Annotated in this window: 9 protein-coding genes and 2 pseudogenes; 6 read left to right on the top strand and 5 right to left on the bottom strand. The window is 38.1% G+C overall.

Annotated features, from left to right (window positions below; genetic code table 11):
* Nucleotides 1–126: 126 nt before the first annotated feature.
* The 3 genes and pseudogenes from BN202_RS08160 to BN202_RS08150 all read left to right on the top strand — a co-directional run bounded on the left by BN202_RS08160 (nt 127) and on the right by BN202_RS08150 (nt 3,361).
* Nucleotides 127–519: a Fur family transcriptional regulator gene (locus BN202_RS08160; RefSeq protein WP_019220163.1), complete on the top strand. Its 393-nt coding sequence runs from the start codon at nt 127–129 to the stop codon at nt 517–519.
* Nucleotides 520–675: 156 nt separating this feature from the next.
* Nucleotides 676–1,766 (top strand): annotated as a pseudogene (locus tag BN202_RS08155) (HlyD family secretion protein).
* Between the two features lie 23 nt (nt 1,767–1,789).
* Complete coding sequence (locus BN202_RS08150; protein WP_034987964.1) at nt 1,790–3,361, top strand: DHA2 family efflux MFS transporter permease subunit; 1,572 nt, start codon at nt 1,790–1,792, stop codon at nt 3,359–3,361.
* A gap of 572 nt (nt 3,362–3,933) precedes the next feature.
* Here BN202_RS08150 and BN202_RS08140 read toward each other — a convergent pair.
* The 3 genes and pseudogenes from BN202_RS08140 to trhO form a co-directional block, all read right to left on the bottom strand.
* Nucleotides 3,934–4,518 (bottom strand): GNAT family N-acetyltransferase, encoded by a 585-nt coding sequence (locus tag BN202_RS08140; protein ID WP_019220160.1) that lies wholly within the window; start codon nt 4,516–4,518, stop codon nt 3,934–3,936.
* Nucleotides 4,519–4,577: 59 nt separating this feature from the next.
* Nucleotides 4,578–5,711 carry a type III PLP-dependent enzyme gene (locus BN202_RS08135; protein WP_019220159.1) on the bottom strand — a complete coding sequence of 378 codons (1,134 nt, stop codon included), beginning with the start codon at nt 5,709–5,711 and terminating at the stop codon, nt 4,578–4,580.
* A gap of 1,108 nt (nt 5,712–6,819) precedes the next feature.
* Nucleotides 6,820–7,736: pseudogene (gene trhO, locus BN202_RS08130) on the bottom strand (oxygen-dependent tRNA uridine(34) hydroxylase TrhO).
* 116 nt (nt 7,737–7,852) lie between these two features.
* Here trhO and eda point away from each other — a divergent pair.
* A complete protein-coding gene (gene eda / locus BN202_RS08125; protein WP_019220157.1) occupies nt 7,853–8,518 on the top strand; it encodes a bifunctional 4-hydroxy-2-oxoglutarate aldolase/2-dehydro-3-deoxy-phosphogluconate aldolase in 666 nt (221 codons plus the stop codon).
* A 155-nt stretch (nt 8,519–8,673) separates the two neighbouring features.
* Here eda and BN202_RS08120 read toward each other — a convergent pair whose 3' ends face one another.
* Nucleotides 8,674–9,504 carry a ferredoxin--NADP reductase gene (locus tag BN202_RS08120; RefSeq protein ID WP_019220156.1) on the bottom strand — a complete coding sequence of 277 codons (831 nt, stop codon included), beginning with the start codon at nt 9,502–9,504 and terminating at the stop codon, nt 8,674–8,676.
* Between the two features lie 751 nt (nt 9,505–10,255).
* On the opposite strand from BN202_RS08120, the gene alr reads away from it, so the two are divergent.
* Together alr and BN202_RS08110 are read left to right on the top strand one after the other, a co-directional pair.
* Nucleotides 10,256–11,374: an alanine racemase gene (gene alr, locus BN202_RS08115; protein ID WP_019220154.1), complete on the top strand. Its 1,119-nt coding sequence runs from the start codon at nt 10,256–10,258 to the stop codon at nt 11,372–11,374.
* A 279-nt stretch (nt 11,375–11,653) separates the two neighbouring features.
* The gene (locus BN202_RS08110) at nt 11,654–11,944 is read left to right on the top strand and encodes a CopG family ribbon-helix-helix protein (protein ID WP_034987961.1); all 291 of its coding nucleotides are present in this window, start codon (nt 11,654–11,656) and stop codon (nt 11,942–11,944) included.
* Between the two features lie 941 nt (nt 11,945–12,885).
* Here BN202_RS08110 and BN202_RS08095 read toward each other — a convergent pair.
* On the bottom strand, nt 12,886–13,275 hold the full coding sequence (locus tag BN202_RS08095; RefSeq protein WP_034987924.1) for a VOC family protein: 390 nt from the start codon (nt 13,273–13,275) through the stop codon (nt 12,886–12,888).
* Nucleotides 13,276–13,491 lie beyond the last annotated feature (216 nt).

Below are 13,491 nucleotides of genomic sequence, written 5' to 3'. Positions count from 1 at the left end.
AAACACTGTAAAACATTTTGAAGAAATAAAAACTTTATGACAGAAAGTGCACATATTCTCTATTTACCATTGCACAAACATTGCATACGCTTTATGTTTTTTCAGGAGAGTAGCAGGAAGGTATCAATGTCCTCTAAATTGACGCGTAATCAAACATTGGTTCTGAACACTTTAAAGAACGCAAAAGGACCTTTAAGTGCCTATGCGATTCTTGATCATTTACGCGAAGAAGGATTTCGCGCACCTCTGCAAGTTTATCGTGCTTTAGAAAAACTTGTACAGTTAAAGTGTATTCACCGTCTTGAAAGTGTAAATGCTTTTGTGGTTTGTTTACATCCTGAAAACTGTCAACACGAACTTACAACTTTCATCATTTGTGAAAACTGTGGCAAGGTAGACGAAATACAAAATCAAACGATTCTATCTAGCCTTAAGCAGATGGTTCAGTCTGTTGATTTTCAAGCAAAGAAAAGCATCTTAGAAATACGGGGCATTTGTAAAAAATGTACAATAGAATAATGTCCCTATACTTGCAAGTTTCTATATTTAGCATTATGTTTTCAAAATTATCTCATCGCTTGAAAAGCTCTTATTGTCCTTGCGCACATATTGCCCTTTTCTTATAGCAATGGGTTTGTTTTACTCATTAAAACATAAAATTGAAAGTATAGAATTATGTCCATATCTGAGACAATTGTTTCAACCAGATATCTCAATAACATAAGAAAGAAGAAAATAATCCAAGCTCTTCTTATCGTCCTTGCACTTTTGGGGCTTTGGTTTAGCTATAAGTGGATAACACATTGGCGTTATATGCTCTCCACTGAAGATGCCTATGTACAAGGAGATATATCTGCTATTGCACCTAAATTAAATGGATATATTGAAAAAATTGCTATTAAAGCCAATCAAATTGTAAAAAAAGACGATATCTTATTTTACTTAGACAATGGTGATTATCAAATAGCCTTGGATCAAACAGAAGCGCGTCTCAACACACAAAAAAAACTCTTTTACGTATTGATGCACAAATTACAGCAGCTCATAGCGCTTTAGATGATGCAAAAGCACAAAAAGCGGCTGCTTCAGCCATAGCAACCAATGCGCAACTCACCTTAAAACGCACCACAGAGCTTAAAGAAAATCGTTATGCACCTCAATCTGGTGTTGATGATGCCAAATCAGCTTATGAACAAGCCATTGCGAACGTTAACCGTGCGGATGCACAAATCGCCGCAGCACACGCCAATATCCAAGTGCTAGAAGCACAACGAAATGAAACAGAAAGCCAAACAAAGAGCTTAGAACTTTCACGTGAAAAAGCACAACGTGATCTTGATTCAACCATTATACGCGCACCATTTGATGGAATTATAGGAAATTTAACAGCAAAAACAGGGGATTTTGTTGTAAATGGCCAACGTCTTGCAGCGTTAGTCCCCATCCATGCGCTTTATATTGAAGCAAACTATAAAGAAACACAGTTGCAAAATATTCATGCGGGACAAAAGGCTTATATTACTGTCGATGCCTTTAAAAAGGATGTTTTTACGGGAACAGTTCTTTCTATTTCACCCGCAACAGGCGCTATTTTTTCTCTCCTGCCTCCACAAAATGCTACCGGCAACTTCACTAAGATTGTCCAACGCATTCCAGTACGTATCTCTATTCCAGAAGAAATCTTAAAGACCGGTCATATCCGAGCAGGAATGAGTGTTTCAGTAGAAATCGATACACGTACAAAGCCAAAAGATGAAAATCTTTGATAACCAAAACAAATGATCTTACTATGATAGCTTCCATGCCAGAATCTTCACATTTTCAAGAACGCGTAGAACCCCGCAAAATTGTGGTTTTTATGGCTATGTCTTTTGGCATGTTCATGGCTATTTTGGATATCCAAATCGTTGCTTCTTCTTTAGCTGAAATTCAGGCAGGTCTTGCAGCAAGCTCTGAAGAAATTTCTTGGGTGCAAACTTCCTATCTCATCGCGGAAGTTATCATGTTACCACTTTCAGGATTTTTAGGGCGTTTTCTTTCAACACGTGTTTTCTTTACTCTATCAGCTATCGGATTTACAATTACCTCTGTCCTTTGTGCAACAGCAACATCTATTAATGAGATGATTGTGTATCGAGCGCTGCAAGGTTTTATTGGTGGTGGGATTATCCCTAGCGTTTTTGTCGCTTCCTATGTCCTTTTTCCTCCTTCCAAACGCCCAATTGTGACCCCTATCGTTGGACTAGTCGCAACATTAGCGCCTACCATTGGTCCAACAGTGGGAGGCTATATTTGTCATCTCTTATCGTGGCACTGGCTTTTTCTCATCAATGTACCCTGCGGGATTATTATCTCTATTCTCGCTTGGAAATTGATTGATTTTGATAAAGCGGACCACTCCTTAATGAAAAAGTTTGACTGGTTAGGCCTTATTTCTATGGGGACTTTCTTGGGAACTTTAGAGTATGTACTAGAAGAGGGTGCACGTCATGATTGGCTGAATGATCGGCTGATTCGGGATTTATTCATTATCATGATCTTGTCTGGCGGCCTCTTCTTCTGGCGTGCTTTTACGGCAAAAAACCCCATTGTTGACCTTACTGCTTTTTCTAATTTTAATTTTTCAGCCGCATCCATTTTTTCCTTTGCTCTGGGAATAGGTCTTTATGGGCTCACATATCTTTATCCTGTCTATTTGAGCCAAATTCGCCATTATGATGCCCTCATGATTGGAGAAACATTGTTTCTTTCAGGGTTTGTTATGTTATTAACGGCACCTTTTGCCGGATATCTTTCCGCACGAATGGATGCACGTTTGATGATGGCGATAGGACTTTTGGGCTTTGCAATAGGAACTTGGATGGCAAGCTCTATCACAGATAACTGGGATTTTTGGCAACTCTTTTGGCCGCAAGTTTTCCGTGGTGCTTCTGTGATGTTATGTATGGTACCTGTTAATAACATTGCTCTCGGATTACTCCCGCCAGAGAAAATGCAAAACGCTTCTGGACTTTTTAATCTCACACGCAATCTTGGTGGGGCTGTAGGGCTTGCTATTATCAGCACCCTCATAACAAAACGCACAGACTTGCATTATACGCGAATAGCCGAAACGCTCAATCACGCAAATAGACAAGCAACTGAAATACTTTCAAAGCTTACTTTATTCTTCAAAACAGAAACCTTTGATTCGTATAGGCTTGCTCTTTCTCAACTATTTGGTATGGTACGCATACAAGCAATGATTATGGCTTTTAGTGACATTTTCTTTATCTTAACCATCATCTTTAGTGTTTTAGCATTGATGACCATTTTTCTCAGAAAAACACCACCGCTCACTGACACTCCCTCAGGTCACTGAGTTTTACCTCATGAAAGCTAAGGAATATCCTTTATCTTTCATCCATCACTTCCCTCTTAATTAAAGGAGAGGCATGAAGATGCCATATGAGAATGGAATTATGATTCTTAACAAAAATCTTGTTAAAGTGAGAAGGTATATCTCTTCAAGAATTATTTTTTACAAAGAAAAAGATTTTACAATTTTAGATCATCATAAACAAAGCTTTTGTCTCCCCCTATGGCTCTTTCAACAAAAACTCAAACCCTCACACAAATCCTCAAAATGTTCATCTTACAAAACATAACAAGAGAATCAATCGGTGTATGAATAATCAACACTTGCCCCCCTTATCCACGCATGACTGAATGCAAAACCATTAAACACAGCAAAATCTCCTTTAATCAAAGGATGTGCTTAAATGCACCCTTTGAAAGAGCATCATTTCTACTGTCAAAATTCGAAAAACATAAATTTAATTGAACGCTTTTATTGTAGCGACATTCATCACCAGAAAAGATGTTCGTCCCTTTAGCAGCACAATTTACAAAATTTTGCCCCCAATGCAAAATTGTTGAAAATGAAGAAAGCCTTTACGCAACTTTATGATGCGGAACACGACTTAAATTTTCTCCTTCTCCACTAGGAATCAGCGTGCCATGACATGCAGAAAGATATTCTGGTATCAATTCCAACGCTTGAAAACGGTGTTTTTCATAGGGGCCAGGCATTGACAAATTTTTTGTTAAAAGATTTGAAAAACCAAACCGCTGATAAAAAGCACAATCACCCACCAGTAAAATGGCACCATAGCCTTGTTTTCTTGCTGTTTGAATTGCATGTTGCATAAGAGACGACCCTATCCCGAGACCGGAGCATTCTTCCGAAACTGCAAGAGGCCCCAACAGCAAAGCATGCTGTGTGCCATTTTGCCCTTTACTAAAGCAAACATGCCAAAGACGTACACTACCCACAAGCTCCCCGAGTGCATTTTTGACGATAAAGGACAACCCAGATGCAGCCGATCGACCACGACGTAAAGCTTCTGATGACTTACGCTTGCGTCCTCTTCCCAATGCTAAATCAAGCAAACGTTCACGGGATGGTCTATCAGCTTCTTGCTCACACGCAAGTGTAAAAACTGCTCCATTTTTTGTTTGAAAATCGATCATATTCATGTTTGCCACACACCCCAACACTCTATCCCACTATACCCTTTGTCATGATAAAGAAAGATCTAAATCACATAGGATCGCAAAGGTTCAAAACCATTAAAAGCAACAGATGCGTAAGTCGCTGTATAAGCACCCGTTCCATGAATTAATAATTCATCGCCCACTGTCAAAGATAAAGGGAGTAGATAGGGTGTTTTTTCATAGAGAACATCTGCTGAATCACAAGTCGGCCCCGCTAAAATGCAAGGCTCCATAGCCTTATCATCATGGGGAGTTTCAATAGGATAGCGAATTGCTTCATCCATAGTCTCTGCAAGACCATTAAATTTTCCCACATCAAGATAAACCCATCGGACATTATCATTATCTGCTTTTTTAGATATCAGTACAACTTCTGTGCGAATAACACCAGCATTGCCAACCATCCCACGTCCTGGTTCAATGATTGTTTCAGGAATACGATTACCAAAATATTTTTTTAACGAATCAAAAACAGCCGTCCCATAAGCTTGTTCTGTAGGAACATCTTTCAAATAACGCGTTGGAAAGCCACCGCCCATATTAACCAATTTCAACGAAATTCCTTCTTGATCCAAATGCTTAAAAACCACAGCCACATCTGACAAAGCGCGATCCCAGGCATGAAGATCGGTCTGTTGAGACCCTACATGAAAAGAAACACCATAGGCCTGCAAACCTAATTGATGCGCTTGACGTAATACATCAACCGCCATAGAAGGAACACAACCAAACTTACGGGACAATGGCCACTCTGCGCCTTTTCCATCGGTAAGAACGCGGCAAAAGACGCGAGCTCCTGGGGCAACACGCGCTATTTTTTCAACTTCTTCAATACAATCAACTGCATAAAGTGAAATACCAAGCGCATATGCACGCGCAATATCACGCTCTTTTTTAATTGTGTTTCCAAAAGAAATACGATCACACGTTGCGCCAGCTTTTAAAGCCATTTCAATTTCTGCAACAGAAGCCGCATCAAAAGAAGAACCTAAAGAAGTAAGCAAACGCAAAATCTCAGGAGCTGGATTTGCCTTTATTGCGTAGAAAATACGAGAGTAAGGAAGAGCTTTTTCAAAATTTAAATAATTTTCACGGACAACATCAAGGTCAACCACCAAACATGGACCTTCAGAACGATGTGTTGCAAGAAAATCGCGAATACGTTGCGTCGCCATCACCAATTCTCCTCAGGGAATAGAATCCCTACTCTATGCTTGGACAGCACAGAGCCGCCAATAACCAAAGGACAAAACATATGCAATTTCCCTTAGCACTCTGATGACTTTAATAATCAACGAGAAACCAATATTGCATACAGCCAGAGAACACCGCATAAACTACGTCGTCCTATTTTATCGCCTTTTTGATTGGAGTTGAGAAAACCACTTCCGCACTGAAGGCAATGAGGTGTGCCTCTATAGTTATCCCAGCATTTGGACAGCTGGAAGACACCAGAAAGGCCCGCACCGTCGTTGCTTCAAGATGTCCTCACTCTTCGGTTGGCCGTAAGAATGACTGGAGCGGTTAGTTCCAAGTACCGTACCGGTTAATCTCACCATTTGAGAACCGGCGGACACCCACAGGCACGTGCGACTTTGGGCAAGAGCTCATATAAAATGAATCTTTATTTATTTCAATCATTTTTTTTATTTTAAACATTTTTTAATTTTTAAAGAAAATATGATGCAAAAAAGCAACATCTCTTTCTATAAGATAAGGTAACTTGTCTCCTTTAAATAGGTTAGAATTTCACAAAGCCCCTCACCATTCTGCTATTTATGCATAATTTTTTCTAAGAGAATCTCTTTTCTTGTGTGTCCTAATCTCATTTCCAGATCTCACCTAGAAACTATAACAATAAGACCATGAGACATCATAACATTTATATTTATAAAATCATAAAAATCTATCGTTACATTTATCTCCCCCGATATTAAGGCTTCTCTTTTATTTAAAAAGCTTAAAGCGAATATTTCATTCATGCTAAAATTGGCTTTCAAGCAACATGCCGCTATGTTCCATTTAGCTTCATAAGACTATCATTGAATTGTTTTTACTAATTCAAAATTATAAATGTTGAAATAAACCAAATATTAGAAGATTAAAGATGCCTCATTTCAAGACGCAATTATGATTGAATTTTTAATCAATAAGTTAAATTTTCATAGCAAAAAAAATAAGATAACACGCTGTCTTCTAAAAGATCTCCCGACAGACATTGAAAATATCTTTTCTTTTAACAAAAGAAAAAACGAAAATTCCAAGCCCCAAAACACAATGCCTCTAAGACTCCTGATAGGAATCAATCGCACGCAATTTTGCTAATTGGAATTGCCTATGGCGTTCACGAAAACGCTGCCTATCCGCGTCACTACGCGTATCATAACAAGCATCACAGGAAACACCTTCTTCATAATGCGATGATAATTTGCTTTCAGCATTAAGAGGAGAACGACATGCGCGACATAACTCGCGCCCACATTCTTCAAGACCATGTTTTACAGAAACACGCTCATCAAAAACAAAACACTCGCCCCACCATAAGCTTTCTTCTTTTGGAATCGTTTCCAAATATTTCAGAATTCCACCTTTTAAATGATAAACCTGTTCATAGCCCAATTCACGAACATAAGCTGTTGATTTTTCACAGCGAATACCGCCTGTACAAAACATAGCAATTTTCTTTTTTTCTTCAAATCAGCTTCATGCTCGCGCACCCATTCCGGAAATTCACGAAATGTTTTAATATGCGGATCAATGGCTCCCTGAAAGCTCCCAATAGCATATTCATAATCATTACGTGTATCAATAAGAATTGTTTCTTCATCTTGAATAAGAGCATTCCAATCTTGCGGATCCACATAAGTCCCAACCACCTTTAACGGATCGACATCTTCAACGCCCATTGTTACAATCTCTTTTTTCAACCGCACTTTCATACGATGAAAAGGCATTTTTGAAGCCCATGAATACTTAATCTCTGGCGTTTCAAATGCTGGTTCAGCTGTAATAAAATCTATCAATGCCTCAATTGCAGCACAAGATCCCGCAACAGTCCCATTAATGCCCTCTTGTGCTAAGAGCAAGGTACCTTTAATATTCTTTGCTTGACATAAATCCTGCAAAGGCTTTTGTAATTGACGATAATGCTTCAAATCTGCGAAGCAATAAAGTGCAGCAACTCTAAATTTTTTTTCCATGTGTTTTGCCATAACGCGCGTTTCACTTAATTTCAAGTTCTATTCATCTACTCTTTAACATATTGTGCTTAATCAAACTATATTAAACCATATTCTTTCCAAGAAGAAAAAACATCATGTGCCAGAAAATAGATGCCCTTTTAACACTTCTCCAGAAACAGACTGTTATACCTGTTGTGCATATTGACAATCTACAAAGTGCCGCCCCCTTAGCACGTGCCCTTGTCAAAGGCGGATTAAAAACAATTGAAATCACTCTGCGAACCCCTAGTGCATATGATGCAATAAAAGCAATTACACAAGAAGTGCCGCAAGCAATTGTTGGAGCAGGAACAATTCTAAGCGCTCTGCACTATGAACAAGCCGAACGTGCAGGAGCAAAATTTATCGTAAGCCCCGGATTATCAAATGCATTAATTGATTGTGCAAAAAACAGTAAAATCCCTTTCCTTCCCGGTGCAATCACACCAAGTGAACTCATGCAAGCATTAGACAAGGGCTATTCATATTTTAAATTTTTTCCTGCCAAAGCAGCTGGGGGGACTTCTTTTCTTCAAGCTTTAGCGTCCCCCTTCTCTAAAATCCACTTTTGCCCAACAGGTGGTATTACCCCCCAAAATGCAACGCAATGGCTTAAGCTTTCTAATGTTTTCTGCATTGGCGGTTCTTGGATAGCACCAAAACAGCTTATCGCAGCAGGTGATTGGAACGCAATCAGCGCATTAGCACATGCAGCAACACAGCTCTCCTCTCACGTGGCAAAAGCACACTCTACAACATAAGTAGCCGGTGCGTTATTTGCACCTTCAAAAAATCCCCCCCTCACACATCGAAGCCACAAATCACAGCACCCTCTTCATAAAGGGAAATTTTAAGAAAAATCGTTATTTAAAAAAAGAAGTACACACTACAGGCAAGCAATAGCATAAATCCCCTCTCACCCGACAAAAGCACGCTCTACAACATAAGTAGCCGGTGCGTTATTTGCACCTTCAATAAGACCAAAACCTTCACACATCCTTGCACAATCCTTTAACATTGCCATGGAACCACAAATCATTACGCGATCCTCACTAGGAGAAATTTTCGGTAAACCAGTCGTTTCAAAAAAAGCACCACTCTCCATAACAGTTGTAATGCGCCCCATATACTCAGAGGATTCGCGAGTAGTCATAGGATAAAATTTTAATTGTTTTGCGTATTCACCAATCAGCGGATCCTGTTGTAAAGAAACAACAAGTTCTTTTGCATAAGCAAGTTCATCCTTTTCTCGTGTTGTTTGAATAAGAACCACTTCTGAAAATTTTTCATAAGTTTCAGGATCACGGATAAGGCTTGCAAAGGGAGCAACACCCGTTCCCGTTGAAAGAAGGTAAAGACGTTTTCCTGGAATAAGAGCATCTAGAACCAATGTCCCAGTGGCTTTCTTGCGCATGAGAACTGTATCACCAATTTTAATTTTTTGCAGATGCTCAGTTAAAGGTCCTCCTAAAACTTTGATTGAAAAAAACTCAAGCTGTTCATCCCAAAAGGGGCTTGCAATCGAATAAGCGCGATAAATTGGCTTTTCTGCATTTGGCAAACCAATCATAACAAATTCACCCGAACGAAAACGAAAACTTTCGGGACGATTCAGACGAAACTTAAACAAGCGATCTGTATAGTGATAAACCTCCTGAACGGTAAGTGCGAACACATTTTCAGGAATTGGAAAATTTGAAGCAACGCTGCTGATGTTTGATGGAACATTGGTAGCAGACGTATTCATAAAACTCTTCCTCATATCTTCATTGAATATTAAATTTTGGATCCTCAATGTGATATAGTACTTGCATCATCATCTGCCAATATTTTTCTTGAAACCAAAACCCCAACATTCACACTTTTATATCAAAATGAGTTGCAAAGAAAAAACGCACCAAACGTCAAATTGTATGATTATTTTTGGTGAAAAAATTTGATCAAACGCAAATGAAGAGACCCTATATACTTTGACAAAGACAATTCCCCCAACAAAACATCATAACCTAGCAAACAAACTAAAAATGATAATAAAGAGTTTTTTTGACTCTGTCATTGATCATGAAACGCATCTTTAATTCATTACAGAGAAAGTCAATTTTATTAAAATTAAAATTGCACTCCACGCATATCTTTAAAAGAACTTTCGTGTATTATTGATACTAAAATATTTTGACTTCACTATGAAAAATAATACAACACAGATGTGTTTTCATTTTTAAACACACCATAGCTGTAAACAGAAAAAATCTATTCTTCTCCCAATTGTCAAAGGATAAGATATTCATAATTACACCAATAAAACTGCGATATCTCTTTATGATCTGAGGGTAAATATTTTACCTTAAAAGATTACTTTGATAACATATGATTCAAGATGGAATGCGTATGACTTTGACAATAACAAACTCTACAGATCACCTTTCCATATATCATAGAAAACGATATGAAATAACCAAAAAACTTCGTGTCTCACAGACTCGAGAGAGAATTTTAAAATGAATAAATTCGTTAATGATAAAGAACATGCATTATTTCCTGCTACAGCTATAGCAACCATCAATGTGGGTGCTATTGTTGCAAATTATAAAACTTTAACACAATCAGTTGCTCCTGCAGAATGTTCTGCAGTTGTCAAAGCTAATGCTTATGGACTGGGTGCAGATAAAATTGCCCCTGCACTTTATCAAGCTGGTTGCCGCACTTTTTTTGTTGCCAAAATTGAAGAAGCACTTCAATTAAAAACCATCTTACCAGAAAATATCATGATTGCTCTTCTGAATGGACTTCCACACACAGCAGAAGAATTTGTTGCACAATCTGGTATTGTTCCTGTTCTCAATTCCTGGAAGGAAATTGAAAGCTGGCAGAGATTTTGCCAAAAAAAGCAGAAAAAATTTCCCGCAATCATTCAAATAGATACCAATATGAACCGATTAGGGCTTGATAAAAAAGAGTTAGAAAAACTCACGAAACAACCCCAAATTTTTGAAAAAGCAGAAATAAAATATCTTCTCAGTCACCTTGCAAATGGAGAGGATGCTATACATTCATCTAACAAGACACAATTAGCTGCTTTTAGAAACGTCCTTGCAAAGTTACCTGTCTGTAAGGTTTCATTTGCCAATTCTGGAGGCATTTTTCTTGGCTCAGATTTTCATTTTGATCTTGTTCGTCCTGGCATTGCACTTTACGGAGCTGATCCCCGTGGCAAACAACCAACACCTCTTAAACCCGTTTTAAAACTTGAAGCCCAAATCCTTCAAAGCCGTTCTGTTGACGCAGGAATACCTGTTGGCTATGGAGAAAGCTTTATGACTCGCAGACCAAGTACTCTTGCAACCATTTCTATTGGCTATGCAGATGGTTGGCCACGCATTCTTTCGAATAAAGGTAGTGTTTATTTCAATGGACACAAACTCCCCATTGTGGGACGTGTTTCTATGGACTCTATCATAGTTGATGCTACCGATCTTGATCAAAAACCTCAAAGAGGTGATTGGGTAGAACTCATTGGTCCCCATCAAACCCTTGAAAAAGTAGCAACCGATGCCAATACAATTCCCAATGAGATTCTTACTTCTCTAAGTAACCGCTATAAACGTATTTACATTTAAAACGCTTTCAAAAAACAAAGTAAAAAATTCACACCATTTATTAAAATAAAGTAATCAGCACGACCAAACATAGGGGAGCATCCACCAATGCTCTCCTCCCAATTCTATTCATCAATATTCTCCACCAAAATGCTTAAACAGAAGAATGCAAATCACCGTTTTTTTGATATAAAATACAAAGTAGATGTGAAATATCTGTTTTAAAAACAATCCATTTCCTTGAATAAACAGCAGGTGTTACATTGTAATTATATTATAACACATGAAAGTTGTAATATGATGGCCAAAACAACATTTACCTTTCGCGTTGATGATGTATTAAAAAATGAATTTTCTAAAACAGCAAAGGCACATGATAGATCTGCTGCACAATTGTTGCGAAATTACATGGGCGATATCGTAAAAGAACAAAAAGAAAAAAGTGCATATGATTTATGGTTTCAGGAACAAGTTAAACTTGGGATAAATTCTGCTCATGCGGGTGATGTTATATCTTCTGAAGAAATTGAAGCGGAAACAGATGAAGAGCGCTTAGAAATACAAAGTAAACTAGATAAATCAACTTTATGAAGCTAATTTGGACACGAACAGCAGGCATTGATCGCAAAAAGATACATGAATATATAGCACAAGATAATTTTTCTTCCGCCTTAAAATTTGACAAAATTTTGTCTAAAAGGTAGAAAAACTTGTTAAATTTCCCATTCTTGGTCGTCTGAAGCGTATTTAAAATACACATGAGCTTGTTGTGCACTTGGATTATAGCATGATTTAGATATTTCAAATGACGTTGTGCACATTTTACGGTGTGCTTCATACAAAGCAAAAATTTCCATAGTCAACTGTTTGCAAACTCTTTTGTATTTGCTTTTGTATTAAAAGAGACTCTTTTAAAGTATGATTTTTATACAAATTAAAAATTTTTATTGATAAAAAATAAATCATCATACATTCCTCCCTTGGAAAAGAGCTTATGAGTAGATTATCTTCATGGATTTCTTAAGAAAACCTTTTTCTCTTTAGAGAGTTTAACAAACTCATTAAGCAAATTTGTTTGAATATTTTGGCATATTAAAAGTTTTCAGAACTCCATTTAATTCCGATTCAAACAAAAATTTTTTGATCCTTTGAGTTTGATTGGCTGTTTTGTTCCGTTTTTTGCATGCACTAATCGTTAAATTTTTCCTCAGGAACTTCATCCAGTAAGGCATGCAAGGAACATTCAATAGAACTAAATGATTCCCCTCCCCCATCGTGCCAGCTTCCTGTCTCGCTCCTATACCGCACCCCTTTTCAAGTACTGATCACTGGCCATACAATAACACCAACGGCTCCCCAAACCAATTAGACCGCCTATGGGAACAGGAAGATTGTGGAGTTAAAAGTAATAGAAAAATACCAAACGAATAAGCCACACGCCGCAAGTAAGCCTCTAGCGTGCATAGCTTATAGGTTTTGGAAACAGACAATTATTACAATTCAGGCGATTAAAGATCGAATCTTAAGACTTTTTAATCCAGTGGACAAACACGAATAATATGGCCATCGGGATCTTTGATGAGGAAGGTACGTCCAAATACGTCAGTATACGGTTCCTTCAAGACATTTATCTCAACGGTGGTTTGCTCTTGCCATTCCGCATAGAGTTTATCTACATCCTCTCCATGAGGCAACATAATACCGATTTTTGAAAAACGAGGCACATTCTCCTCAGGCCTATCGCCCCCAGACCAGAGTGCAAAGAGCGCGTCACCCGAAGAAGCAAATGCAACATAGCGTGGCGAGATAAACACAGGCTCTTTCTTGAAGATGAATTTATAAAAAGCGGTAGAATACTCTATGTTTGATACATATACCAACTGCAGGTTTGGTGTAACAGGACACGTAGAAATATTACCCACGAATTCCTCCTGTTTTAGTCGCTACTTCCTAACATGATATAGCTATATAGAGAGTATTTCAACAAGAGTTTGTGAGACTTGCGTTTGCGGTGTACTTTATATGTTTTAACGCGCTTTATGTTTGTTATTAACACCTCTTATAAAGAGGCAGCGGACGACAACAAATACGGTAATAAGTCGGCTGCTTATACTTTTTTCCTAAGGGTACTGTATGGT

This window comes from Bartonella florencae (assembly GCF_000312525.1).
GTDB lineage: Bacteria > Pseudomonadota > Alphaproteobacteria > Rhizobiales > Rhizobiaceae > Bartonella > Bartonella florencae.
Note: the sequence above shows the minus strand (reverse complement) of the source record. Positions and strands in the feature narration are given on the sequence as shown.